The sequence below is a fragment of the Fischerella sp. JS2 genome (assembly GCF_032393985.1).
Lineage (GTDB): Bacteria > Cyanobacteriota > Cyanobacteriia > Cyanobacteriales > Nostocaceae > Fischerella.
Map to the genome: position 1 here is coordinate 3085832 of NZ_CP135918.1, position 25521 is coordinate 3111352.

21 protein-coding genes and 1 tRNA gene are annotated in these 25521 nt (G+C 41.4%); 7 read left to right on the plus strand and 15 right to left on the minus strand.

What is annotated here, in order from left to right; genetic code table 11:
* Positions 1–64: 64 nt before the first annotated feature.
* Both RS893_RS12985 and RS893_RS12990 read right to left on the minus strand, forming a co-directional pair.
* Positions 65–2980, minus strand: a complete 2916-nt coding sequence (locus tag RS893_RS12985; protein ID WP_315791523.1) for a PAS domain-containing protein — start codon at positions 2978–2980, stop codon at positions 65–67.
* Between the two features lie 238 nt (positions 2981–3218).
* A complete protein-coding gene (locus RS893_RS12990) occupies positions 3219–6035 on the minus strand; it encodes a PAS domain S-box protein (RefSeq protein ID WP_315791524.1) in 2817 nt (938 codons plus the stop codon).
* A gap of 638 nt (positions 6036–6673) precedes the next feature.
* Here RS893_RS12990 and RS893_RS12995 point away from each other — a divergent pair.
* On the plus strand, positions 6674–7147 hold the full coding sequence (locus RS893_RS12995) for a molybdenum cofactor biosynthesis protein MoaE (protein ID WP_315791525.1): 474 nt from the start codon (positions 6674–6676) through the stop codon (positions 7145–7147).
* 371 nt (positions 7148–7518) lie between these two features.
* Here the strand turns inward: RS893_RS12995 and RS893_RS13000 are convergent, their stop codons facing one another.
* The 3 genes from RS893_RS13000 to RS893_RS13010 form a co-directional block, all read right to left on the minus strand.
* On the minus strand, positions 7519–8604 hold the full coding sequence (locus tag RS893_RS13000; RefSeq protein WP_315791526.1) for a spore photoproduct lyase family protein: 1086 nt from the start codon (positions 8602–8604) through the stop codon (positions 7519–7521).
* Positions 8605–8689: 85 nt separating this feature from the next.
* Positions 8690–9046, minus strand: a complete 357-nt coding sequence (locus tag RS893_RS13005) for a hypothetical protein (RefSeq protein WP_315791527.1) — start codon at positions 9044–9046, stop codon at positions 8690–8692.
* A 954-nt stretch (positions 9047–10000) separates the two neighbouring features.
* Positions 10001–10249: a hypothetical protein gene (locus RS893_RS13010; protein WP_315791528.1), complete on the minus strand. Its 249-nt coding sequence runs from the start codon at positions 10247–10249 to the stop codon at positions 10001–10003.
* A 252-nt stretch (positions 10250–10501) separates the two neighbouring features.
* Between RS893_RS13010 and RS893_RS13015 the strand changes: the two genes are divergently transcribed.
* From RS893_RS13015 to RS893_RS13030, 4 genes are all read left to right on the plus strand, one after another.
* On the plus strand, positions 10502–10738 hold the full coding sequence (locus RS893_RS13015; RefSeq protein WP_315791529.1) for a DNA-directed RNA polymerase subunit omega: 237 nt from the start codon (positions 10502–10504) through the stop codon (positions 10736–10738).
* An 88-nt stretch (positions 10739–10826) separates the two neighbouring features.
* The gene (locus RS893_RS13020; RefSeq protein ID WP_315791530.1) at positions 10827–11279 is read left to right on the plus strand and encodes a hypothetical protein; all 453 of its coding nucleotides are present in this window, start codon (positions 10827–10829) and stop codon (positions 11277–11279) included.
* Positions 11280–11325: 46 nt separating this feature from the next.
* Positions 11326–11691, plus strand: a complete 366-nt coding sequence (locus tag RS893_RS13025) for a DUF1818 family protein (RefSeq protein ID WP_315791531.1) — start codon at positions 11326–11328, stop codon at positions 11689–11691.
* A gap of 80 nt (positions 11692–11771) precedes the next feature.
* Positions 11772–11845, plus strand: a tRNA-Pro gene (locus RS893_RS13030).
* Positions 11846–11915: 70 nt separating this feature from the next.
* On the opposite strand, the gene RS893_RS13035 is transcribed toward RS893_RS13030, so the two are convergent.
* The 4 genes from RS893_RS13035 to RS893_RS13050 all read right to left on the minus strand — a co-directional run bounded on the left by RS893_RS13035 (position 11916) and on the right by RS893_RS13050 (position 16406).
* Entirely contained in the window at positions 11916–12068 is a 153-nt protein-coding gene (locus tag RS893_RS13035; RefSeq protein WP_315791532.1) for a hypothetical protein, read from the minus strand.
* A 237-nt stretch (positions 12069–12305) separates the two neighbouring features.
* Complete coding sequence (glgB, locus tag RS893_RS13040) at positions 12306–14603, minus strand: 1,4-alpha-glucan branching enzyme (protein ID WP_315791958.1); 2298 nt, start codon at positions 14601–14603, stop codon at positions 12306–12308.
* A 237-nt stretch (positions 14604–14840) separates the two neighbouring features.
* Positions 14841–15161, minus strand: a complete 321-nt coding sequence (locus RS893_RS13045) for a hypothetical protein (RefSeq protein WP_315791533.1) — start codon at positions 15159–15161, stop codon at positions 14841–14843.
* Between the two features lie 168 nt (positions 15162–15329).
* On the minus strand, positions 15330–16406 hold the full coding sequence (locus RS893_RS13050) for a PIN/TRAM domain-containing protein (RefSeq protein WP_315791534.1): 1077 nt from the start codon (positions 16404–16406) through the stop codon (positions 15330–15332).
* Between the two features lie 352 nt (positions 16407–16758).
* On the opposite strand from RS893_RS13050, the gene hemW reads away from it, so the two are divergent.
* Complete coding sequence (hemW, locus tag RS893_RS13055; protein ID WP_315791535.1) at positions 16759–17943, plus strand: radical SAM family heme chaperone HemW; 1185 nt, start codon at positions 16759–16761, stop codon at positions 17941–17943.
* A 157-nt stretch (positions 17944–18100) separates the two neighbouring features.
* Here the strand turns inward: hemW and RS893_RS13060 are convergent, their stop codons facing one another.
* The 3 genes from RS893_RS13060 to RS893_RS13070 all read right to left on the minus strand — a co-directional run bounded on the left by RS893_RS13060 (position 18101) and on the right by RS893_RS13070 (position 20962).
* Entirely contained in the window at positions 18101–18424 is a 324-nt protein-coding gene (locus RS893_RS13060) for a DUF2103 domain-containing protein (RefSeq protein ID WP_073555189.1), read from the minus strand.
* Between the two features lie 5 nt (positions 18425–18429).
* Complete coding sequence (clpS, locus tag RS893_RS13065) at positions 18430–18756, minus strand: ATP-dependent Clp protease adapter ClpS (RefSeq protein WP_102150338.1); 327 nt, start codon at positions 18754–18756, stop codon at positions 18430–18432.
* 172 nt (positions 18757–18928) lie between these two features.
* On the minus strand, positions 18929–20962 hold the full coding sequence (locus RS893_RS13070; protein WP_315791536.1) for an FAD-dependent oxidoreductase: 2034 nt from the start codon (positions 20960–20962) through the stop codon (positions 18929–18931).
* A 426-nt stretch (positions 20963–21388) separates the two neighbouring features.
* On the opposite strand from RS893_RS13070, the gene hisC reads away from it, so the two are divergent.
* The gene (gene hisC, locus RS893_RS13075; RefSeq protein ID WP_315791537.1) at positions 21389–22441 is read left to right on the plus strand and encodes a histidinol-phosphate transaminase; all 1053 of its coding nucleotides are present in this window, start codon (positions 21389–21391) and stop codon (positions 22439–22441) included.
* 239 nt (positions 22442–22680) lie between these two features.
* Here hisC and RS893_RS13080 read toward each other — a convergent pair whose 3' ends face one another.
* The 3 genes from RS893_RS13080 to RS893_RS13090 form a co-directional block, all read right to left on the minus strand.
* A complete protein-coding gene (locus tag RS893_RS13080; RefSeq protein WP_315791538.1) occupies positions 22681–23007 on the minus strand; it encodes a hypothetical protein in 327 nt (108 codons plus the stop codon).
* 212 nt (positions 23008–23219) lie between these two features.
* Positions 23220–24770: a hydantoinase B/oxoprolinase family protein gene (locus tag RS893_RS13085; protein ID WP_315791540.1), complete on the minus strand. Its 1551-nt coding sequence runs from the start codon at positions 24768–24770 to the stop codon at positions 23220–23222.
* Positions 24771–24894: 124 nt separating this feature from the next.
* Complete coding sequence (locus tag RS893_RS13090; RefSeq protein WP_102150333.1) at positions 24895–25440, minus strand: protein-tyrosine phosphatase family protein; 546 nt, start codon at positions 25438–25440, stop codon at positions 24895–24897.
* Positions 25441–25521: the final 81 nt, after the last annotated feature.

Genomic DNA, 25521 nt, shown 5'->3' on the forward strand with positions numbered 1-25521 from the left:
TTATTGGTCAAAACTGCTAATTAATTGTATGGGGGTATGATAAACCCATTAGTAGCAGAAAAAATCAAGAGTGATGATGAATTGGCAAAGTCACAATAAATTTTGCCCCTTGTCCTGGTTCACTCCTAGCACTGATGCTCCCTTGATGACGCTCAACTATTTTGCGGCAGATCGCTAACCCTATACCAGTGCCATCATATTCACTACGACCATGTAGGCGCTGAAAGACGTTAAAGATACGGTCTAAGTATTTCTCATTAAACCCTATACCATTATCTTCCACAATGATTTGACATTGTTCACTACTGACGTGTTCTGAATCATACAGGAGTTGGCTGTAGATTTTCACAACAGGCTGTACTTCTTTTTGATGAAACTTTAGGGCATTACCGATCAGATTCTGCAACAATTGTCGCATTTGTAGCGGGTCGGCATCGATAGTGGGCAATTCCCCGATTTCTACACTTGCTCCGGTTTGCTGGATACTGATTTCCAAATCAGACAACACTTCTTGTGTTACCTGCAACAGATTCACTGCTACAAAAGGCTGCGCCCTAGTGGTAACTCGCGAAAGGGTCAATAAATCTTCTATTAATGTCTGCATCCGACGGGCAGCGTTCTGCATTCGTTCTAGATAGTCACGTCCTTGTTCATTCAGGACATCATCGCAGCTAGCTTTAAGGCGATCGCCAAAGGTTTTAATTTTCCGTAGTGGTTCTTGCAAGTCATGGGAGGCGACAAAAGCAAATTCTTGCAGTTCTTCGTTAGAACGACTCAGTTCTTGTCGTTGTCTGGTTTCCTGTTCTAAGAGTTTAGCTTGGGCAAGGGCAATACCAATTTGATCTGCTAGTTGTCGTAATAGTTCGGTTTCCCACTCATCCCAGTGGCGGGGATGGGCACACTGATGGGCAATCAGCAGTCCCCAGAGTTGATCTTGCATAATAATTGGCACAACTAGGTTGGCTTTGACTGACAGTTCTTCGAGAAATTGCACATGACAAGGTTGGATATTAGCTTGGGTAATATCTTCAATCGCACTGATACGCCCCCGACGGTATCTTTCGACGTAATCTTCTCGGAAGCAAACGTCAAGGATGTTCCGCCCTAAAATCGTGGGTGTACCAGGAACCACTGCTTCTTTAACCACAGTCCCAGAACCATCAAGACGTAGCCGAAAAACTAATACACGGTCAGCACGTAGTAGCTTTTGTACTTCTATGACACTGGTTTGCAGAATGTCATCGATTTGTAATGATTGGCGAATTTTGAGAGTGACATCAGCAAACAACCGCGATCGCATGTTTTGACGCTGTAATTCTTCTTGTACCCGTTTGCGATCGCTAATATCCATCATTGCCCCGATCATGCGTACAGGATTACCTGCGCGATCTTGAACAATGTAACCGCGATCAAAAATGTATGCATAAGAACCGTCAGCACGACAAAAGCGGTATTCGTTTGACCAAAATTGTTGTTTACTATCTATGACGGCATGAATATCAGCAATAATTCTCTGTCTGTCATCCGGATGTATGCATTCATACCACCAATTGGTATTATTCCTACTTGCTTCTGGTGGATAACCAAATAGTGTTTGGACATTTTCATTCCACCACACTTGGTCAGTCAGCAAATCCCAGTCCCAAACGACATCGGTGGTGGCACGGGCAAGGATTTGAAAGCGTTCTTCACTCTGATGTAATTGTTCCTCTGCTAGCTTACGTTCGGTAATATCCGTATGGGAACCTACCATCCGCACAGCGTTACCATCTTCATCCCACAGCGCTTGACCGCGATCCAAAATCCATTTGTAAGTGCCGTCTTTACACCGAATGCGGTATTCACTGATGTAAAAAGGAGTTTTTTTGTCAAAGTGGTCTTGAATAACTTGCATTACCCAGCCAATATCATCGGGATGCACTCGGCTTGACCATTCATCAAAATTGTGGGAAATTTCCTGTTCTTCGTAACCAAGCATTTCTTTCCAGCGTGTGGAAAAGAAAACTTCATTGGTTTTGACATTCCAATCCCAAATGCCATCATTATTACCCCGTAAAGCTAACTGCCAACGTTGTTCACTTTCTTTGAGGGCATCTTCAGCTTGCTGGCGGGCGATCGCTGTGGCTAAAACATTAGCAGTTGCTTGTAGAAAGTAAATATCATCTTTGCTGAAAGTGCGATATTTGGTTGTATGGGCGCCTAAAACACCAAAAGCACGGTCTTTGCCATGAATTACAACACTAAGACTACTAATTAATGGCTTTTCCTGAAAAAACGGCGATGAATTGAATCGTGTTTCTGTGCGGAGGTCTTCTACGACCACTGGTTCGTTAACATTGAGTGTGTAGCCAGCTTGAGAATTCAACCCAGCATTGATAGTTGCCCTTCCCACTAGTTCTTGTTGCCAACCTACTGCTGCCCGCAACAATAGTGTATTGTTATCTGATAGGAGTTCCCAGGCTTTGCAATACTCTACTTCTAGGCACTGGGCAACAAAGGTGACTGCCTGCTGCATGAGTGAGATTATATCTGTACCAGCTAGTGCCTGTTGACTAAGTTCTGCTACTAGAATCTGCTGTTCGGTTTGTTGTTGTAGCGCCTGCATCGCCTGACTAGCCTCTAAAAGACGCTGCACTCGTTGACGCAATATTGGCCATTTAATGGGTTTGGTAATAAAATCTGCCGCACCTGCCGCAAAAGCCTTTTCTAGAGATTCTTGGTCAGCAAGATCTGTCACCATTAATATAGGAGTGCGATCGCCACCAGGCAGGCTTTTTAATTGCGTGCAGCAGGTAAATCCATCCATCCCTGACATCAAAGCATCTAGCAACACCATGTCTGGTTGTTGTTGAGTATAAATAGCTAGAGCTTCCTCACCACTATTTGCCTCTAGTACTCTATACCCTGCTGCTTTTAACAATTCATGTAACTGTCTACGTACAAAATGGTCATCATCGACAACCAAAATTAAATTAGTCATTTGTCATTAGTCATTAGTCATTTTTCATTTGTCTATAGTCAAAGATTGGTCAATCTCTGATTTAATATTTGAAATTTGTCAATACTATCTATATAAATATAACTATTAAAGTCAGTGAGATAAACGTCTTTTATAAGGCAATAGGCAATAGAGAAATAATATGTGTAACTAATTCTATCTAAGTACCTACCAATAACCAATGACCAATGACAAATGACAATTGACCCTTGACAATTGACTATTGACTATTAATTACATGTAATGTTTTTAATAATTCCTGTGCAGTATAAGGTTTTGGTAAGAAAACTGTACGCTTTGTATTCTTATTTAGTAAAATTTGTTCACCTGTTGCCAATCCACTCACAGCAATAATACGTAAAAGCGGATTCATTTTCAGCAGTGTGTTAATAGTGGTTGTGCCATCCATATTTGGCATCATCATATCTATAATTGCTGCACTAATTTTGTCTTTGTGTTGGGCATATAGTGCTACTGCTTCAATGCCATCACTAGCAGTTAATACTTTGTAGTTGTGATTTTCTAAAGAAGTTGTTGTAATTTCTCTAACGGCGACTTCATCATCTACAACCAATATCCATTGTCCTTGCCCATTTGGCATTGCTAGGTCTTCTGATGGTGATTCAGTCTGTGTTTGAACTGCTGGTAAATATACTTTAAATTTTGTACCTTTGCTAAGGGTACTAGACACAGTGATAAAACCACCGTGACCTTTGACAATACCCATGACTGTTGATAGTCCCAGTCCTGTACCTTTACCAAACTCTTTGGTTGTGAAAAATGGCTCAAAAATTCTGTCTAATATTTCTTGAGAAATGCCGACTCCTGTATCAGTAACTTTCAGGACTATATAAGAACCTTCTTTTGCATCTAAATGCATTTTGGCATAGTTTTCATCAATGACAATATTCTGAGCAGAAATTGTGATATTTCCACCTGTGGGCATGGCATCACGAGCATTGAGACACAAGTTCATTAATACTTGATGCAGTTGGGTATTATCTCCACAAACACTCCACAAATCAGGTGGAATTTCAGTGTTAACAGTAATTGATTTGGGAAATGTTTGTTCCACAATTTGTTTCATTTCCAAAATCAGGTGTTTGACTTGGAGAACAGTGCGATCGCCTTCTATTCCTCTGGCAAATGACAGTACTTGTTTAACTAAGTTTGCACCACGCTTAGCATTATTTTCTACTATTGCTAGGATTTGGTGATCGCGTCGGTCTTGGCATTTAATTTTGAGTAGTTGTACCGACATTAAAATTGGCGATAAGACATTATTTAAATCGTGAGCAATGCCACTAGCAAGAGTACCAATACTTTCCATGCGTTGCGCACGTAAAAATTGTTTTTCTAGTTCTTTCTTTTGGGTGATATCTGTATCAACGATCAAGATTGATTTTGGCTGCTGATGTTCATCTCTTACCAGCGTCCAACGACTTTCCACGATGATTTTTTGACCAGCTTTGTTAGTTTTGTGTAATTCTCCTTGCCAAAAACCTTGTTCTAAAACTGTGTTATGAATTTCTCGTAGTAGTGATAATGGTTCGTGAGCAAAAAGTTCATCAGCATACTTACCTATAGCTTCTTCTGAGTGCCAGCCGTAAAGGTTTTCTGCACTTTTATTCCACAGTAAAATTTGATTAGATAAATCTTTTAGAACTATGGCATCAGTAGCAATATCTAGTAAAGCTGCTTGTTCACGGACTTGTTGTTCTGCTTGTTTGCGGGCAGTGATATCCTCAAAAATATACAAACGTCCAAAATATTGATCATTGACATCGCGGACTTGGGTTGAAAACCGTCGTATGATTCGCCCATCGGTAAATAAAATTTCGTCTTCAACTACACAGGGGTTGTCTTCGCTTTGTAAGGGTTTACATGACTCAGCAAAAGCGGGAATATCTGCTATTAATTGCAGGCAATCGGGAATGATATCTTGATTCTTTAATTGATTACGTTCCATCAATGGTTTGAGGTGTTGGATACCCCAAATTTCACAAAATTGATCGTTGAAATACAGGATATTATCTGTACGATTATCAACAACATAAAATGCTAGCGGTGAAACGCTAGTCATAGAACGTAATAAGGCTTCTTGCCAACAGAGATTATCTTCGGCAAGTTTGCGATCAGTAATATCTTCTACTACATAAGCAAATTGCGGAGTGCTACTGCAACACGCAGCAATTGATGAAACTGTACTTCTAAGCCATTTTTTACCCCGGGGGTAATCGTGAACATATTCAAAGCTGACAGGTAATTTGGTGTATTCAGCCTCACGATAATAATTTATCCACTCATTCACGGACTCTTGTGGGGCGCCTAACTCAGTCGCAAAGCGATTTTGCATTGCTTCTGGAGTTAGCCCAAAAAATTTGGCACTAGTAGCGTTATCCGAAATGTGCAGAATGTCATTACCTTGAATTTCCACAACTCCCATCATCATGGGCGCACTATCAAAGAAACTACGGAGAGTAGATTCACTCTGCTGTAGTGCTATTTGCGACTGTTTATATTCCTTTTTAATACTGACTAATTCGGAGAGATTTCGCCGTAGTTCTAATTGCCTAATAACCAAGCGACTGATAGCTTGCAGTGCTTCTATTTGTTCTGAGGTGATCTTACGGGAGATATTATCCGCTACACAAACAGTACCAATAGCTTCTCCCTCTGATGCCAACAAAGGCACACCTGCATAAAATCTGACATGTGGTTCCGAAGTAACTACAGGCAAGTTGGCAAACCGTTCATCAGCCAAAGTATCAGGGACAATCAAAATATCCTTCATTTCTATGCAAACAGGGCAAAACCCCAGTTCTCTGGGCATTTCTCCCACAGACAATCCTACCTTAGCCTTGAACCACTGACGCTTGGCATCAATAAAATTAATCAGAGCGATCGGTGTTTGGCAAATTTGAGCCGCTAAAAACGCCAAATCGTCAAACACTTGTTCTGGTAAAGTGTCTAGAATTTGATACTCATGAAGAGCTTCAAGCCTCTTCACTTCATTATTAGGCACTAAAGTTTTCATGAGATGTTTTCCCACTATTGCTGATTTACGGCTTGCCTTCGTGTAACCTACGGCTGTGGAAATGACTGAAGTAGGTCGGTAAAAAATAAAAGAGGGACATCAGTCATGAGTGTTTTTGCAAGCGCCATACACAAATACCCCAACGGGAAAATTGCTTGCTGATTTACTTTACGATTACTTTAAGTTGGTAGTTAGGGTCAAGTTACTATCCAGCCATCTAAATTAGAGAGAATTAGACAACTTTATCACTTCAACTATAGTAATATGCCTTAGGGGAGATGACAAAAGAATTATTAAATTGAGTAAAACTACTTAAAAAATTCAAAAATTGTCCAGTGGTAAGCACTTTTGTTATGGATAATCTTTGTCCAAAGCTAACACAAGCTCGCAAAAACCGGAGCATAGATAAAATTTAGCTAGTAGCAATATATCTTTAGCATCAAAGATACTTACTATGGGTGTAGGGTAGTTGGTAATGTTGGTGGTTAGTGGTTGGTTGTTTACTACTCCCCATCTCCCCACTGCCCCTAATTCCCACCACGGGTTTCGAGTTCCCCATCTCCTTTGTCTTCCTTGTCTGTCTCCCCACTCCTCACACTCTCCCAATGCCCAATGCTTAATGCCCAATAACTGCTGCTATGATAACAACATTTCCCTTTCCCATAAAACCGAAATCTGAAGATAGCTTTGCCATTACCTTGGCACCGTTGCTAGTTGAAGAAATATATCAATTAGCTAACGATCCAGCTAACGGAGCAGTAGTGGTGATGAGTGGTACAGTTCGCAATCAAACTGATGGTAAACCAGTAATTGCTCTGGAATACCAAGCTTATGAACCAATGGCTCTACAAGTGTTCTATCAAATTGCCGCCGATATTCGTCAAAAATGGACTAATGTAAATCGTGTAGTGATCCACCATCGCATTGGACATTTGCAAATTGGCGAAATTAGTGTTTTAGTGGCGGTGGGTTGTCCTCATCGTTTGGAAGCATTTGAAGCTTGTCGCTATGCGATCAATACTCTCAAACATAACGCCCCTATTTGGAAAAAAGAACATTGGCAAGATGGTTCTAGTAGTTGGGTAAGTATTGGTGCTTGTGAACAGCTTTGATGTTTCCTGATTAGGGGGTTACAGGTATGAGGGGGCTGCCACTGCAACCATTAATGGCACTGGAATCAGTATAATCTTCGTTATTGATTGCTCCTACCCAGGAGTAATTGGAGTGATCGCGTATACGGAACTCACTGCGATCGCTCTTTACTTTGAGTTCAAGCAACGTGCGATCGTCTTCATACCTTTGACTATAAGTTTGATAAATTTAGCGACTAACAGATAAGGAGGACAAGGGGGACGACTTGGAGGACAAGGGAGAAAAGGAAGTATGAAGAGTGTGGGGAGTGTGGGAAGTGTGAGAAGAATAAACATTAACTTTTGACCAATGACCAATGACCAATGACCAATGACAATTGACCTGTTCCCTATTACGTCCAGTATAAAATTTCTGCATTGGGAAAGCGCCGTTGAATCTCATCCTCAAAAAAGCGCTTCATAGTCTTCATTGTGTCACTATTGTAGACATATTTGATGCCGCCAAATTTGTTGCGTTTGACACTACGTTTGTCCTCGTCCATGTCTAGTTTCGAGTGAGGATACCAAGTCTGCAATACTTCTTTTGATCCAGGCGTAAAACGGTGTGTAATTAGCTCAAAAGTGAGGTCACAGTTGATATCGAGTGCTTGACTAATTGAGTCTAACAAACGACCATAATGCATTTGCCAATCATCTAAGGGCATGATTGGCGCGATTACCAAACCCACAGGATACCCACCACCACCTTCCTCTGGTGGTAGCGCTAACCGACGCAATGCCTTTAGCCGTGATGCTACCGACGCTGTACCACCTTCAAATCTACCAGAAATAGGCACGGCATTAACGCTCACCCGACAACGAGTATGACCGTTATGGGGTAGGTCAAGTAAGTTATCAACTTTGTCAAATTTTGATACCCAGCGTAGATAACCATTTTGACGAGTACCAAAGTAGCGGATACATTCTGCCAGACTTCCTGTTAAATGTTCAATGCCTAAGGGGTCGGTGTAGCAACTGACTTCATAAGTTGTTGCTTCTTCGGGACGCTCATAGTTTACCAAGTTACTGAGAATTTGTGGTAGGTTGGCAAAGACACGAATCACGGGTGGCCCTGACAAACTACCAGCCAAATAGCAGTATTGACAGTGAGCAGGACATCCTTCGGCAATGTGAAACTGCCAATCAGCAGAAGGCGGAATGGGGCTGAGTTTTAAGGAACTGGGTGGTGCTGTAACAACCGCAAGCGTACGTTTAGCAATGTTGTATGTATCACGTTCGTCTTCGCCGCGTAAACCTGTAAGGCGGTTTCGTGGTAGCTCTTCAACAGGTAAATTATATGACTGGACACGCTGTAATATCTGCTGGCCGTAAGGTTCTTCTAATGCTGCGGGTGTAAACACAACGCGTTCTGGTATCCACAAACGAGGCTGACGCACTTCTGGCTGTGATAAAACTTCCTTGTCTCGGATCGCGTACATGAAAAAGTCTTCTCCGTGTTAATTGTGCTAATTATCACTTCAAGCAGGGGACTCATGGGCAATCCAAGAAATGCCCATAATTTGACTAATTCTCCAAAACCTGGCGAATGCGCCGTTCCAACCGTTCAAGATCCAAACCGCCTTCATCACGACTAATCCGACGTACAGTCGAATTGACATTGCCAAGATCTACTAATAAATCTTGAAGAATTTCCTGCTGTTGACGTGCTTGAGTAACTTCGCGCGGTTCCTGCACTAAGTCACGCACAATGGTATCTTCAGCTCTTGAGGCGATAATTGGGTTAGTTTGTCCTTGGAGATGAACAAAGGTACGTCGTCCTGGACCTCTATCTTCTTCTATCGGTACTACTGCTGTGACTTGATCTGAACGCACGTACTTGCCAAATCCTAAATGGACTAGTACTGATGACTGTATTTTCATGTAAATAAAAGTTATTTTTGTGGCTTAATTCTATTTTAGAATTTAGGGAAATAACCTATTGGCTATAAATAGAGCGGGTTCTACCCAATTAAAAGTAGTGGTTTCCAGTTGCAGAAGACAGCCCATTTACTCTGGAGAAACATAAAGTTAAAAGGAGTTTCCCAATCCAAAATCCAAAATTGTATAGCATTGTCTTACTTCTATGCAAAGCACTAATTTATCGATTATTGAGTCAAAATATTAATTAATCGCGTAGCTATGGATACAATACAACTTATAAAGAATAATAATGTCGTGGTTTTACAACCACGACAGTTGAGGAATAATGCCTTCTAATTTAATGGACGTTTAGATAAACAAGTTTATCTACCCAACATATCCTCTTATATTTTTAGATATTACGCATCTATCAATTGAGTAATAAAATATTAATTAATCATGTAGCTATCAAAACAAAATCATCTGAAAATAAATGTAAAACTTATCATATATAAAGTTTAGCCAGAGGGAATATTTAAAGACAAATATCTGATTTATGCAAAAAACATTTTTACCTAAGTGCATTAATAAAAATACCGCCGTGATTACAAAACCACGACGGTAAGCACAATGCCTTTGTTAGGGTCATAGACCACATTCATTATGCTGATTTTTAAAAGATTACTTATCTATCTATTGACTAATAAAAATATTAAATAATTCTGTATTTATGAATACAAACTACTTTTTAAGATAAGGATTCAGCAATTTTCTATTACACAAAACTAGCTGAAAATAAATGATTTTTGCCAATTCGTAAAGGCTTCAGTCCTTTGGTATATAAACTTTGATTTAGCAGCATTATCCCCTCCTACAATCAATTGTGGGCTAATAGCTAAAGTCCAATAACCCGCCTGCAATTCCAATCGCAGGCTAGATAGCGAAAGTCTTCAAAAATCAAGGCAGATTTTAGATTTAATGGGAAGATAAAACCTGAATTTTACCAATATTTCCTTCTTCAAGATGGTGGGTTGTGAAGTCATAACCAATAATGCGATCGCTCTGATATAGTTGTTCAATAGGTTTATAATCCTGGGGTGTCAAAATAGCAGTTCCCTCTGCAAAACAACCTCCACCCGCAGCAACATCAGTGACGCAAAAAGAAAATAACAAAATAATCAAACCAACCCACAAGACTTTAGTGAGTTTGCTGATATTTTTCATAGAGAAATCTCACAAGATTTGAATTTAGGCGAGATGAAACAACAACAACTACTCCACCACATTGATTTTGATAGGCTGCGAGATCCCTGACTTTTTTAAAAAGTCGGGGATCTGACCGAAGGACAAAGCATTTGTATGTATATTTTGACGTCAAAACTGAATTAACTAGTACAAACGTTTTACCCCTACCCAATGACATAATGACAAATGACAATACTGCTAAACTAAAAAAGACCCAAAGAAGCAGTAAATATGCTAAAGCGTTCTAAGTTCGAGACAACCCAAACCCAAATTATGCATCGTGCGGAAGATTTGATTAGTGCAGCATCAAATCGCTACCGTATAACGGTTCAGGTGGCAAATCGCGCCAAGCGTCGACGTTATGAAGACTTCGAGAACAATGATGATGTGATGATGAAGCCAGTACTGAGGGCAATTATTGAAATGTCAGACGAACTGACTCAACCAGAAATTATTGGAGAAGTATAGATAAATTAATTTTAATAAGGTGTGGCGTACTATGCTCAAGTTTTTGCGGGCATTCTTTACTCCCCACTTTTTGAGGGGGGTGGGGTGTATGTTAATGTTAGGTGTGTTTTGGTTTAGCAGTTTAGAACAAAACCAATCTATCTATACTAATTTACTCTCCACTTCACCTGCCTATGCTCAAAGAGTGCTATCAACTGATGTTTGGCAGCAAGTGTATAAACAACTGCCTGATTTACCAAAAGAAAACCAATACATCAGCAAACAAACAGGGAAAGTTGCCGAAAGCAATACTCTAGTTAGTCGCATAATTCAGTATCACGTCTATGTTAAAGGGCGTGCGCCAAATTATCGGCTAGATTGGAAATTGACTTTGGCTGATTACCTGGATGCAAATGAAGTAATGTATGAATCATCGTATCCAGGTAACGATACTTTACGAAAAAATCCCTTTGCAAGCGATCGCGCTGCCATTCGCCGCCTCACCCGCCAGCAACGCAATGCCCTAGTGCAAGCATTAGTCAATGCTTTTAGTCAAAATTAGTTGGTGGTTGTTTGTTGTTTGGAACAACCAACAACCAACATAAGCTATGGAACGTGTTATCAAAAGTGGATCTGGTTGGCGTATCGGTTGGAATCCATCAGCGCCAGAATTCAAGGGTTTGGTGGGTACAGATGATTGGGCAATAGAATTAACAGAAGCGGAATTAAATGATTTTTGTCGGCTACTGTTGCAGTTAGCAGATACGATGCAGCAGCTGACATCAGAATTAATGGATGAAGAAAAAATTGCCTGCGAAGCCGAAAGTGATTTGTTATGGATGGAAGTAGAAGGTTATCCCCACGCCTATAGCCTGTGTTTTATCCTCAACACAAGCCGTTGTGCTGAGGGCAAGTGGAATGCTGCGGCGGTTCCGGGTTTATTGCAAGCTGCGGGAATGCTGAAAGTTTTTTGAGTCGGATAGTTGATTATTCTAGAGCTGATTGCTATAATTAGGAGGTTGACTAAAACGATTTTAAATCGTGAATTAGTGTCCGGGGCGTAGCGCAGCTTGGTAGCGCGCCACTTTGGGGTAGTGGAGGTCGTGGGTTCAAATCCCGCCGCTCCGATTGAAAAATAACCCTATATATCAATAAGTTTGTGCAAGTTGTATAACTGTGGGTTTGCTCTAGGGTAAATTTATGCTGATTCAAGGCGGCGATGAATAGCTGTGCGATCAATCAATGCACCAAATAATACAGTCGGAACTCTACCACCAACCCTTATAATTAATCTCCACATACTGTCAACAAAATGCATTACTCTTCGTAGTAGAGCGTTTAAGTAATTCATAGCTAATTCTCTGTAGAAAAACACTACGATTTTAAGCAAAGCTTTACTAACATTAGCTAGACTGATTTTAACCACAAACTAAAAATATGAAGATCTGTAGTAGGCGTAAGCATACCTTATACAGTTAGCAGTTAGCAGTTTTCTCTTAAGTATTGCTAGGACTTCTCTGTCTGTGAATACACGCTTGATAACTGACGACTGTTAACTGATGCTAAACCGCCTACTACAACATCATTATTATTCTTGCTGAGACTGCATCACCTCGGCTGTCTTCTCCCTATCTAACTTGAGAATTAACACACCTAAAGGTGGTAAACACAAATCCAGCGAGTAAGACCGATTGTGCATCGACCAATTATCCGTCCATTTACCACCTAAATTGCCCATATTGCTACCACCGTATTTACGCGCATCACTATTGAACAACTCGGTATAAAATCCGGGTTCAGGTACACCGATGCGATAGTGGGAATGAGGTTGAGGGGTGAAGTTGCAAACCACAATCACAAAATCTTCAGAGTCTTTGTCTGTGCGGATAAAGGACACAACGCTGTGGCGGTTATCGCTACAGTCAATCCACTCAAACCCTTCTCTGGCAAAATCTAGGGTATACAAAGACGGTTCACTGCGGTAGAGATGGTTTAAATCCTTAAAAAAGTCTTTAAGTTGTTGGTGTGGCTCATGCTGCAATAAATGCCATTCTAAGTCAGCCCAAACATTCCACTCACTCCACTGCCCAAACTCCATGCTCATAAACATGGTTTTCTTGCCTGGGTGAGCAAACATATAGGTGAACAAACAACGCACGTTAGCAAATTTCTGCCATCTATCACCGGGCATTTTACCGATGATGTTGCTCTTACCATGTACAACTTCATCGTGAGACAGTGCCAACATGAAGTTTTCGCTGTGGTGATACCACATACTAAAAGTGACATTGTTCTGGTGGAACTGACGGAACCAGGGATCCATGCTGAAATAATCGAGCATGTCGTGCATCCAGCCCATGTTCCACTTTAAGTTGAAGCCCAAGCCACCAGTGTATGTCGGCCAAGAAACCATTGGCCAAGCTGTAGATTCTTCAGCAATGGAAACAACTCCAGGAAAATAGCTAAAGATGAGGTGATTTACCTGACGCAAAAAATCTGCTGCTTCTAGGTTTTCTCTACCTCCATACTGGTTGGGCAGCCATTCGCCTTCTTTACGGCAATAATCGAGGTAAAGCATCGAAGCAACCGCATCAACGCGAATACCATCAATGTGGAATTTATCAAACCAGAATAAAGCGTTGGCAGCTAAGAAATTGCGGACTTCGTTGCGTGAGTAGTTAAACACCAAAGTTCCCCATTCTTTATGTTCACCTTTACGGGGATCAGCGTGTTCATAAAGGTGAGTGCCATCGAAGAAAGCTAAACCATGACCATCTTTGGGGAAGTGACCAGGAACCCAATCTACAATTACGCCAATACCGTTTTTGTGGCACTGGTCAACAAAATACATAAAATCTTCTGGGCTACCATAACGGGAAGTAGGCGCGTAATAGCCAGTCACTTGATAACCCCAAGAACCATCAAAGGGATGTTCAGCGATGGGCAATAATTCCACATGGGTATAACCCAAATCTTTGACGTAGGGAATCAACCTGTCTGCTAGCTCTCGATAAGTCAGAAAACGTGCGCCAGGATTAAGTTCAGAAACAGGAACGATAGGCTCGGTTTCCCCATTAGGCAGTCTGGGTGGTTCTGCACTAGAGGCGTGTAACCAAGAACCTAAATGTACTTCGTAAACTGAGATGGGTTGAGTCAGAGGATCAGTATGACGCCGCACCTCCATCCAGTCTTCGTCGTTCCACTGATAATTATTTAAGTCAGTGACAATCGATGCTGTTTTGGGACGAGGTTCTTGTTGGAAACCGTAGGGATCAGATTTTTCGTAAATGTGTCCTTCTATGTTTTTAACTTCGTATTTGTAATGTTCTCCTACCCCAAGTCCAGGAATAAACAATTCCCAAACCCCAGTCTGTCCTTTACGCATCTGGTGTTTGCGTCCGTCCCACTGATTGAAATTGCCGATCACTGAAACGTTGCGGGCATTGGGAGCCCAAACGGCAAAATAAACACCCTTAACGCCCTCTACTTCTATAGGGTGCGCTCCCAGTTTTTCATAAATGCGGTGATGGTTTCCTTCAGCAAACAAGTGTAAATCAAACTCAGTTAAGCGGGGAGAACGGAAGGCATAAGGGTCGTAGATGACTCGTTCGTGTTCCCCTTCTTTGATTTTGAGTTGGTAGTTGGCTAATTCTTTTGTTTCAATCGCGCACTCGAAAAAGTGAGGATCATGCACGCTTTGCATGGGGTATTCTTTTCTTTCTTCAGGAAGAATTACCCACGCCTGGCTGGCATTGGGTAGGTAGGCTCGCACAGCCCAGACAGTTTTGCCATTTGCTTCTACAAGGTGGGAACCCAATATTTCAAAAGGATCTTGATGTTGATTCCAAACGATGCGGTTTACTTGTTCGGGGGCAATCATGGTCATAGACATGGAGCTACCTATGTTGGTTGAATAAACTGGCTAAGTAAAACTGCTTTTTTAAGTTCTATATAATATTCTTTACAATTATTTGCAAATTTTGTCTTGAGGGTCATCATCAATTTGGGGGGAGACAAGGGAAAGGGGACAGGTCGGACGACGACTTGGGGGAAGTCAGAAGTCGGAAGTTGTAATTACTAACCACTAACCACTAACAATCGACAATTGACACTTGACCATTGACTAAATCAATGTATCCAAAAATGGAAAAAGCTGAAGTAAAGCTTTACGCAGTCTCAGCAAAAAGATATTTTCTCTGATGTTAGGACTTAGTTTTGGTGGTGGGGCTTGTTGTAGTTGGGCTTGCAGTTGTGCATAGTCGGCTGCGGATAGGGGTTTGCCATCAATCGGCGATCGCGCTGCTAATATGATTTCTGTCCGTAATATTTCTTCTGGTATATCTTCTGGTGGTGGTAATGCTGCTACTATTGCTCCCTGATAGCTCGTAATACTTACAACAATGCTACTAATAGCTGTTAAACAAATGTATTTTATATATTTCATCTTTATGAATTTTTGATTTTTAATTTCGGTTATTTATTGCTAGACAGTTTATACCATAGTTACTGCCACACGACTTGTATATATTGAGCAATTCACCAAAAAATAACCGATGCAACTTGAGTGCATCGGTAAGAAAAACATTTAGTAAACTTAAGCTGGACATTTCCTTCATGCCAACGCAGATGCTTGAGGTTTGGCGAAAATCATCCTGCCGGCAGATGTTTGTAAGGCGCTAGTAACTATTACCCGCAATTCACCACCTACATAATTGCTACCTTCTTCAACCACAACCATTGTGCCATCGTCTAGGTAGCCAATGCCTTGACTAGGTTCTTTGCCTTCTTTGAGAATCTTGAGGTCAATGTTATCGCCTGGTAAATAAGTGGGACGTACAGCATTAACCAAATCGTTAACATTTAAAACAGGCACTTTTTGCACACTGGCGACTTTGGATAAGTTATAGTCGTTGGTTAAAAGTGTGCCATTGATTTCTTGGGCAAAGCGGACTAACTTCGCATCAACAGTTGTGATATCGTCGTAGTCTATTGAGTTAATCAAAATGCGATCAGGGTACACTGTTTTAATCCGGTTGAGAATTTCTAGTCCCCGTCTTCCCCGTACGCGTTTTTGGTCTTTGCTTGCATCCGCTACTTGTTGCAGTTCTTGTAAAACAAATTGCGGTACGAGTAATTGTCCTTCTAAAAAGCCAGTTTCTAGAAGAGTTTCAATACGACCATCAATAATGCAGCTGGTGTCTAATACTTTGGTGCTAGCTGGTTTGAGGGTTCCTTCTACCACCATTGTTTCTACAGTATTGGGATTAATCAAACGCAATAAACCACGTCCGTGGGTATCTGCAAGATTCATGCCAGTGTATGCCAGTACAATGCTCCCAACAACTGCTACCAATGGCTTAATAAAGCTAAAATCGTTGGGAATCGGTAGCAAGAATAGAGGTGCTAGCATTAAATTAGCGATCAATAACCCAATAACTAGACCGATCGCACGAGTTAAGATGATTTCAAATGGCATCTCCCGCACTTGACTTTCTAAGCGGCGATAGGCGGTCTGAAATCTCAGTCCAACTGCACCGCCAATAATAGCAGCAAAAGCAGCAAAAACTAAGCGGAGAGCTTCTTGGTTTGTCACCCGTTCGAGTGCCCCATTTGGTAGAAACTCGATACTATAGTAGCCTACGCCTGCTGCTGCCAGGATGAATGAAAAAATGATAATTGCATCTAGCATAATAGTGTTGTTTTCCTGCAACAGTGTTAGTCGATAAGTAAAGTAATTTTTATCTCATCGCTAAGAGCGATTTAGAATATTTACGCTCATACTAGATGTTGAGACTGACAACATCTGCACTCATTATAACTAATGATTTTTATGCTCTATTATTGCCATCTTTTTACTGAAAAACGATAAAAAATTGTTAATAAATAGCTAGAAATAATAAAGATAAAATGCTAACTACAAAAACACTGTCAGGAAGCAGATTTGCCCTTTTGCCTTATATGTTCTGTCTTCTGTATTTTACTTAACTTATTAATTTTCATGTTTTGTAATTCTCATAATCATATTTTAATTTTCACTTAAAATGGCACAAAAAGATATATTTTCAGCTATTCCAACTTCTGTCTATATACATATTCCCTTTTGCAGACGCCGATGCTTTTACTGTGATTTTCCTATTTCTGTCGTGGGCGATCGCTTGCGTGGTGAAACATCGGGTACAATCTCTCAATACGTAGACTTTCTTTGTCAAGAAATTGCCATTGCTTCTGTTTTTAGTCAATCTTTGCAGACAATTTTCTTTGGTGGTGGTACTCCGTCACTTTTATCTGTGCAACAATTGCAACATATATTAAAAACTTTAGAGCAAAAATTTGATATTTCTCCTGGGGTAGAAATTTCTATGGAAATAGACCCAGGGACGTTTGATTTAGAGCATATTCAAGGTTATCGTAGTGCAGGCGTCAACCGTGTGAGTTTGGGTGTACAAGCCTTTGATGCAGATTTATTGCAAGCTTGTGGGCGATCGCATTCTGTTAACGATATTTACCAAGCAGTAGAATTAATTTCGCAAGTCGGCTTTCCTAACTTTAGCATAGACCTTATATCAGGATTACCGCATCAAACTCTAGATAGGTGGCAGGAGTCATTAGAAAAAGCAATTGCGATCGCACCAACCCATATATCTATATATGACCTGACCATAGAACCTGGAACTGCCTTTGGTCGTTATTACAAAGGGGGTACTCATCCCCTACCCACAGATGAAACTACAGTCAAAATGTACCAGATGGCACAGCAAATCCTCACCAATGCAGGCTATGAACATTATGAAATTTCCAACTATGCCCAAGTCGGACACCAGTGTCAGCATAATCGAGTTTACTGGCAAAATCTTCCTTACTATGGCTTTGGTATGGGTGCAGCCAGTTACATAGAAGGGAAAAGATTTACCCGTCCCCGTAAAACCAAAGAATATTATCAATGGGTAGAAACTGGCTGTGTAATTGATTGTGAAGTGACATCAGCAGATGAAATTTTGTTAGAAACCTTAATGCTAGGGTTACGGTTAGCAGAAGGTGTCAATTTAGCAGTGCTAACAGAACAGTTTGGCAAAAAGAAGATTGAAGAGATTGAGAAATTTTTACAGCCGTATTTGCATAAAGGCTGGGTAAAACTCGAGGGAGAAAGGTTGCGTTTGAGTGATCCCAATGGTTTTTTGTTTTCTAACGTGATTTTGGCAAAGTTGTTTGCTGAGTTAGGGGATTAGGGAGATGGGGAGGTAGGGATTAGGGGCAGTGGGGAGTGTGGGGAGTGTGGGGAGTGTGGGGAGTGTGAGGGGTGTGTAGACACGCTCATAGGCTTAAGGTAAGGGTGGGGTGTGAGGAGTAAACAACTAACCACTAACTTTGACCAATGACAATTGACTACTTTTGCATCACAGTTGCGATCGCTTCTTCGAGTTGTTGTTGCGGTAGGGTGGTTAAAATAAATACTTCTTGTACAGTTTTACCGTGACGTGCAATTAATTTAAACCCGCCCCGAATGGGTACAGACACTCGCAATTGCAACTTTGGGCTGTGACCTTTGACCCGTCCAAGTTGTCCTGGGGTGACAGTTTGAATCCCATCTAGTTTGCACAGACGTTCGAGGATGGGAATAAGTCCAGGGATATGGGTTGAGTGATTCCAAACTAATCTGCCATCTTTAACAGGTGTTGCTTTGCGGGTATCTGGGGTGGGTTTGGTCATAAATTTTACGCTGCTTCCAGAGGAGCCATTGTGAGACCGGCTCGACGTAATTGCTGATGGTAAAGTTCAGCTGGTTCTTGTGGCCCAGTCCAAACAATGGCTTGACCTTCGTAGTGTACTTGGTTTGTGAGTTCCCAAGCGCGATCGCTAGTCATTCCCGGAATATACTTTACCAAGCACTCAGCAACATGCTGAAAAGTATTGAAATCATCGTTTAAAACAATGACTTTGTAATTTGGATAGGTCTTACGGGTAACTTGAGTTGACCGTTCAGGAGCTATAGTTGGTGTCGCTGCCATCCCGTAAACAGCTGCTGAAAGTTTGGTAATCATAAAATAATTAACCAACAGGTCTTTACAAAACTACACTACAACTAACAGTTTAGTCTATGGGTAATGGTTAGTGGATAGTGGTTAGTGGTTAGTGGTCAATATCCAACTACTAACTACTAATGTACAGACGCGAGGAACATCGCGTCTCTACCCACTAACTACTAACTACTAACTACTTCCAATCTTCCCAATTTTGATTGAAAATTGAGGTATCAGGGAAAGCGGTGGGGTTGCCGTTTTTCTTGAGTAGTTGTTGCAATTTTAGTAATTGCGGTTCTGGTTTGGGCAAATCATCTACAAGTTGATAGGGAGCGATGTTGTTTTTCAAAGCGAAAGCTGCTGTAGTTCCAGCAGCTGCACCAGCAGACCATTCAAAGGAGTGTACACGGTAGGCTGCTGCTGCAATGTGACTGGTAGCAATACTTTTACCTCCTACTAACAAATTATCAATTTTTTGTGGGATCATTGCCCGCAGAGCTATTTGGAAGGGGTAAGCTTGACCTGCACCGCGTCTTTCACCTACGCGTTCTGTGTTTCCTGGTGCTTCTGGCGGGCTTTTTGTCATACAGGGGTGAAAGTCGATCGCATAATGCCCAATTCCAATCGCATCGGGAAAGATAGTCGAACGAGTCCGCCGAGCAACGTTTTCCGGACGCTGCTGGCCTGAAAGTACAGATAAAGCTTCCAAACCTGCCAGTGTCGCTTTCAAGCGGCGATATTCAGCTGGTGGAAGGATTTTGCGGTAGTACTCATCATCATAATTACGACGAGAAATATCAACTTCCCAAATACTAAAGCCTTGAGGCGCACCCCAGCTAGGACGGCCGATGATCCGCCTGCCTTCGCGCATATATGGGTATTTTGACAAACCGTGGGCTGTTCCCATCGGGGAATCTAACCCAGAAAGAAAGCGATTGTTTGGTTGTTGCTGCTTAACGCCATTCCCTAATTGAGAATCTGTAGTTCCTGCTGTCAACCAGTAATAATAACCAAGAGCATTTTCCTCACCTTTACGCAAGGTTTCCACTCGCAGTCCACCCAGCCAACCACCAGGGTTAAGTTGTCCGGTAGCTTTGAGTTGCTCACGAGTGTAAATTAGGTTATCTTTGGCACTTCCCGGGCGGTAGTCATTACCCCAAGTCCAGTTTTGCATGGAAATGTCACCTGGTACAGGAGCCGTAAAAGTTATACCGCCAAATTTCATTTCTTCGCCTTTGCGGGGACTCCAGATGCGACGGTAAGTAAATACTAGAGGAAAGCTTGCCAGTCGTTTTAACTCATAGCTGTAGTAGGGTGAGTACTGCATGTAGAATGGAGGCATGGTCTGCTTTTGCGGTTCCTTGGTTGCCTCCATTGCAAAGGTGTAAGTGAAGCCTTGAGTGCAATAGGGATCGTTGGTAGCGCTAGAAGATGAAGGCTCTAAATAAGAACGCGCATCAATACCCAGACGATAGGGAACATCAGCAAGAGCAATAATTTCTCCAGTTTCACTGGCATCTACAATATACCAGTTAGGAACATTGCCTTTTTTTACTTGTTTGGGAGCCAGGCGAATAATGGTTTTGGTAAAGCGGGAAGAATTGAGATAGGTATAGGCGTCTTGGATGCTTTGGGATAAGGTAAAAGTATTGAGTGGGGGAGCATTGGGTGCTGGTTTATGTTGGATGGCGATCGCATTATTAATGATTTTGCCATCAGAACTGATATTCAATTCTTTAATGACTGTATTTGGGAACCATTGCAGCTTTCCTTTGCCCTTTTTTTCAGCATCTTTGAGCATGGAACTCAAGATTTGATGTCCATCCTTGGGCATAAAACAGGAATCACTCACCCAGCAGTTACCAGGGTTGAGTTTGCCGTATTTGCGTTCAATCCGCTTTCGCAGTTCTAAGTACCCGCGAGAGTAGTATAACTTGGCTCGTTGGGTTGGTCGTTCATCCAGCGCTGAAGTTCCTTGAGCAGAAATCTGTCCTCCCAGCCAGTCGGTAATTTCTGTCAGACAAACCGTTCTCCCAGCTAGTAAAGCTTCGTAGGCAGTCGCCACACCAGACAGTCCACCACCAACAACCAGAATGTCACAGTTTACCGTTTTGTCTGGTGTTCTGGGTGGTGCTGCAATTACAGCGTAAGGTGCAATCAAACTAGAAATGAGAGTCAGACTAATTAAACAGGTGTGGTGACGAGATGCTAGATGTTTACGCTTCATGTTAACTAAAATTCCGCTCAACTCCTCGATCACGGCTTCGTAACCTGAAACTAAAGTTCAGGCCCAAAGCAGAAACCCGTAAAACGGGTTGAATATAGAAGCCGGAAATTTATTTTACGGCTACTTTTGCAAGTAAATTCAACCGCTACGGGTGTCTATAAGATGACAAGCCGCGATTTTACTTTCGCTACGTACTTTATCAGCTCTTGATGACAGATAGCCTACATTCCCCAGTTTTATACATAGTTGAGTTTATCAGCCAAGGTTCGCCTAATTTTTATTTATATGCATTAAGAGTAGAGAAGACTGCTTTAGTGTTTTTTACTGGGCAATTTTCTCTTTAGTTTATTTAGGGTTAACTCGCTGTGTTTTCCAGTAAAGCATCTGAAGCGATAATCATGCTAGTAGTCTGCGAACTTGAACTTCATGAGTTACTTCCGTCCTGCCATTGATGCCATGACTGGTTACGTTCCCGGAGAACAACCAAAACCGGGAACCAAAATTATTAAGCTGAATACCAATGAAAATCCTTACCCGCCATCACCAGACGCACTCAATATCCTGAGAAACCTAGACAGCGAGTGGTTACGACGTTATCCTGATCCCTTTGCGCGTGAGTTTTGTGCTGCTGTGAGTGAAGCATTGGGTGTACCCGCAGATTGGATCATTGTTGGTAACGGTAGTGATGATGTGCTGAATGTGTTGGTGCGTGCTTGTGCGGAAGGACGCGATCGCAAAGTTGTTTACCCAATGCCGACTTACGTTTTGTATCGCACACTAGCAGCGATGCAACCAGCAGAAGTTGTCGAAGTTCCCTATCCCCAAGATTTTACGCTGCCTATTGATGATCTGGTTGCTGCTAATGGGGCGATTACCTTTATTGCTTCTCCCAACAGTCCTTCTGGTCATTCTGTACCTTTGGATGATTTGCGTACTTTAGCACGGCAAGTTGCAGGAATTGTTGTGATCGATGAAGCGTATGTTGATTTTGCTGAATCTTCTGCCTTGCCGTTGGTGCAGGAATTTGAGAATGTGATTGTATTGCGTACTTTATCTAAAGGCTACTCTCTGGCAGGCTTACGTATGGGTTTTGCTGTAGCTCATCCCAAGTTACTAGCAGGTTTGTTTAAAGTTAAAGATAGTTACAACATTGATGCGATCGCCACTCTCGTTGGTGCAGCAGCGATGCGGGATCAAGCTTATAAAAATGCTTGTGCTGAGAAAGTAAAAATATCACGAGCAAAGCTGACTGTTGACTTAAAAAACTTGGGTTTCACAGTTCTTGATTCCCAAGGCAATTTTGTCCTTGCTACACCTCCCGAAAACTATGCAGAACAGCTTTATTTAGGATTGAAGGAACGAGGAATTCTAGTGCGCTACTTCAAACAACCAGGATTAGACAATAAACTGCGGATTTCAGTCGGCACAGATGAACAGAATCAAACATTAATTGAAGCTTTAGTCAGCTTACTGAAATGAAATCTTAGTACAACATTTTACAATTTGTCGCAAATAAAATTCTGAAAAACTCTGCGCCCCCACCGAAGCTTTGAGCCTGGCTATCGCGAGGATCTTACGCTAACGGAGGAAACCTCCGCACCCTTCGGGAAGCCGCGCAAAGCGCGTCTACAAACTTCTCTGTGCGCGACTCTGCGTTAAAGGTTGTTAGTGTACTTAGTTCGTAGTAAGCACAAAGCCTGCTTACTACGAACTGATCACTATTCCTCAACTTGATGGACTGCAAACTTATGTAGAGGCAGACTAACAATACAAGAAAATGTTAAGAAATACGACAAAGCAGTTGTAATCCTCAAAGTCATCTGTATGGCTTCCCAATGAGGTAACACTAATTTTTCAATACCAAAAGCAACGCAGTAAACTAGCCAGTAACAAAAGGTCATTCTAAATAAAATTACCTCTGTTGCATCTGCATCATCTTTTTGTTTGTGCTGTTTGTTCTCCCACAGTAAAAGCAGACCAATAATACAGGCTATACAAGAAACAGCAACAAAAAAATCATGACAAAGAAAGTTTACTGAAGGCATTTTTCTTTATTCCAAAATTTTTTCTATTTTTAGATCAGTCTAAAGGAATAGATATAACGACATAGGCAAATAGTTACAAACTGAAATAGATTCTCAGAAGTATGTAAATAATTGCTACGAATTTATAAATTTTGCTTGGGGTCTTGGTGTCTTTGTGGTTTCAATAATTTTTTACACCACTAAGACATAAAGATAAAAATAACCCAACTCAGCTAGCAGGATTTACCAAATCCTCCTCCTCCAGGGGTTTCGATGACAAAAATATCTCCCGGCTGCATTTGCACTGTCGCTGTGCTGTCTAAATTCTCTTGAGTTCCATCTTGACGTTGTATCCAGTTGCGTCCCACTTGTGCTGCTTCTCCACCATTTAACCCAAAGGGAGGAATCACCCGATGTCCAGAGAGAATATTAGCTGTCATCGCTTCTAAAAACTTGATGCGCCGGATGACGCCATTCCCACCTGAGTGTTTTCCTTTACCGCCACTATCAGGACGCAAACTAAAGCTTTCTACTAAAACAGGATAGCGAGTTTCTAAAACTTCGGGATCGGTAAGGCGGGAGTTAGTCATGTGGGTATGGACTGCATCAGTACCATCAAAGTTATCCCCGGCGCCAGAACCACCGCAGATAGTTTCATAATACTGATAGCGATCATTACCAAAAGTAAAATTGTTCATGGTTCCCGCAGAAGCAGCCATGATGCCCAAAGCACCATATAAAGCATCGACAATAGTTTGGGATGTTTCTACATTCCCAGCTACCACTGCTGCTGGATAAGTTGGGTTGAGCATACAACCTTCAGGGATAATAATTTCTAGAGGTTTCAGACAGCCGGCATTAAGGGGAATACTATCATCAACCAAAGTCCGAAATACATATAAAACTGCCGCTTGGGTAACGGCTTTGGGAGCATTGAAATTAGTATTTAATTGTCCAGATGTGCCTGTAAAATCAATAGTAGCGCTGCGATTTTCTCGATTAATTGTGACTTTGACTTGAATACGTGCGCCGTCATCCATTTCATAAATAAATGAGCCATCTTTGAGAACATCAATTGCTCTTATGACTGATTCTTCGGCATTATTTTGGACAAATTTCATGTAAGTTTGAACTGTTTCAAGTCCATATTGAGAAACCATTTTTTGGAGTTCTTGAACTCCTCTTTCATTGGCAGCAATTTGTGCTTTGAAATCAGCGATATTTTGGTCAGGATTACGAGCCGGATAGGGATGATTTAAGAGTGTTTCTCGTACTTGGTTTTCTCGGAAATTGCCTTGTTCTACTAAGAGGAAATTATCAAAGAGAATTCCTTCTTCTTCGACTGTGGTACTGTGGGGAGGCATAGAACCAGGGGTAATTCCGCCTATATCGGCTTGGTGTCCACGGGAAGCTACATAGAAAATAATTTGTTTTTCGTCTTCATTAAAAACGGGGGTAATTGCTGTGACATCGGGGAGATGGGTGCCGCCGTTATAGGGATTATTAGATAGATAAACATTTCCTGGTTTGAGGGTGTCACCTTTATCATTAATTAAACTACGAACACTTTCACTCATTGAGCCTAAATGTACGGGAATATGAGGGGCATTAGCTACTAGTAATCCGGATGCATCAAAAATTGCGCAGGAGAAATCTAAACGTTCTTTGATATTTACTGATGCTGCTGTATTTTGCAGAACAATTCCCATTTGTTCGGCGATAAATTGATAGAGGTTTTTGAAGATTTCGAGGCGGACAGGATCGCTTTGAGTTGTTATGTACATAATAAGTAGATTGGTACAAATAAAGTTAACTATTTGTCATTGTTCATTGGTCATTAGTAAGCGTTAGATATTTTTTTGAAATAAAAGTGCGGAACTAAACAATCCGAGAATTAATGTTGAGTTACTAAAGTAATGTTTCTCCTACACGACGACAATCATCTAAAAGTGCATTTAATTCTGCAACTATTTTCCAAGGATTTTTTCCTTTGAAGACACCTGCGATCGCTGCTTCATAAGGGTTTTTTCCTGTTTTTCTGACTGCTGCGATCGCTTGTTGGTTTGAAAATCCTCGTTTGCTGACTAACCAAGCGGCTAATACATGTCCTGTGCGTCCCACTCCCCCGGAACAATGAACTACTACTTTCTCTTTTCGCTGATTTGCAACTGCTAAGAAGGGTAAAATTTGCTGGATTAGAGTTTGGCGATCGGCATATTGAAAATCTTCTATTGGTGTCCAACAAATTTGATCAATTCCAAATTTTTGGCGGTAGACTTCAAGTAAGTTTGGATAATGAGCTAGCTGAGTCTGGGGAAGTAAACAGCAAATGCGTTTTATGTCTTGATTTTGCATGAATTCAATCCACTGATTGACTTTTGCACTACTGTATCCAGGCCTGGCTGAACCAAATACAATTGTTTCTGTTTCCGAAGCAGCGGCAAATTTGTACATATTGTTTTTATTGAAATTATTGAATGCATTGCATCATTTAATAATTTGTGTCTGTTGTGAGTTACAAGTATGACCAAAATG

Coding starts and splice junctions, on each gene's coding strand:
- RS893_RS12985 (WP_315791523.1), bottom strand. CDS start 2,980: ATGACTAATTTAATTTTGGTTGTCGATGATGACCATTTTGTACGTAGA.
- RS893_RS12990 (WP_315791524.1), bottom strand. CDS start 6,035: ATGAAAACTTTAGTGCCTAATAATGAAGTGAAGAGGCTTGAAGCTCTT.
- RS893_RS12995 (WP_315791525.1), top strand. CDS start 6,674: ATGATAACAACATTTCCCTTTCCCATAAAACCGAAATCTGAAGATAGC.
- RS893_RS13000 (WP_315791526.1), bottom strand. CDS start 8,604: ATGTACGCGATCCGAGACAAGGAAGTTTTATCACAGCCAGAAGTGCGT.
- RS893_RS13005 (WP_315791527.1), bottom strand. CDS start 9,046: ATGAAAATACAGTCATCAGTACTAGTCCATTTAGGATTTGGCAAGTAC.
- RS893_RS13010 (WP_315791528.1), bottom strand. CDS start 10,249: ATGAAAAATATCAGCAAACTCACTAAAGTCTTGTGGGTTGGTTTGATT.
- RS893_RS13015 (WP_315791529.1), top strand. CDS start 10,502: ATGCTAAAGCGTTCTAAGTTCGAGACAACCCAAACCCAAATTATGCAT.
- RS893_RS13020 (WP_315791530.1), top strand. CDS start 10,827: ATGTTAATGTTAGGTGTGTTTTGGTTTAGCAGTTTAGAACAAAACCAA.
- RS893_RS13025 (WP_315791531.1), top strand. CDS start 11,326: ATGGAACGTGTTATCAAAAGTGGATCTGGTTGGCGTATCGGTTGGAAT.
- RS893_RS13035 (WP_315791532.1), bottom strand. CDS start 12,068: ATGAATTACTTAAACGCTCTACTACGAAGAGTAATGCATTTTGTTGAC.
- glgB (WP_315791958.1), bottom strand. CDS start 14,603: ATGACCATGATTGCCCCCGAACAAGTAAACCGCATCGTTTGGAATCAA.
- RS893_RS13045 (WP_315791533.1), bottom strand. CDS start 15,161: ATGAAATATATAAAATACATTTGTTTAACAGCTATTAGTAGCATTGTT.
- RS893_RS13050 (WP_315791534.1), bottom strand. CDS start 16,406: ATGCTAGATGCAATTATCATTTTTTCATTCATCCTGGCAGCAGCAGGC.
- hemW (WP_315791535.1), top strand. CDS start 16,759: ATGGCACAAAAAGATATATTTTCAGCTATTCCAACTTCTGTCTATATA.
- RS893_RS13060 (WP_073555189.1), bottom strand. CDS start 18,424: ATGACCAAACCCACCCCAGATACCCGCAAAGCAACACCTGTTAAAGAT.
- clpS (WP_102150338.1), bottom strand. CDS start 18,756: ATGATTACCAAACTTTCAGCAGCTGTTTACGGGATGGCAGCGACACCA.
- RS893_RS13070 (WP_315791536.1), bottom strand. CDS start 20,962: ATGAAGCGTAAACATCTAGCATCTCGTCACCACACCTGTTTAATTAGT.
- hisC (WP_315791537.1), top strand. CDS start 21,389: ATGAGTTACTTCCGTCCTGCCATTGATGCCATGACTGGTTACGTTCCC.
- RS893_RS13080 (WP_315791538.1), bottom strand. CDS start 23,007: ATGCCTTCAGTAAACTTTCTTTGTCATGATTTTTTTGTTGCTGTTTCT.
- RS893_RS13085 (WP_315791540.1), bottom strand. CDS start 24,770: ATGTACATAACAACTCAAAGCGATCCTGTCCGCCTCGAAATCTTCAAA.
- RS893_RS13090 (WP_102150333.1), bottom strand. CDS start 25,440: ATGTACAAATTTGCCGCTGCTTCGGAAACAGAAACAATTGTATTTGGT.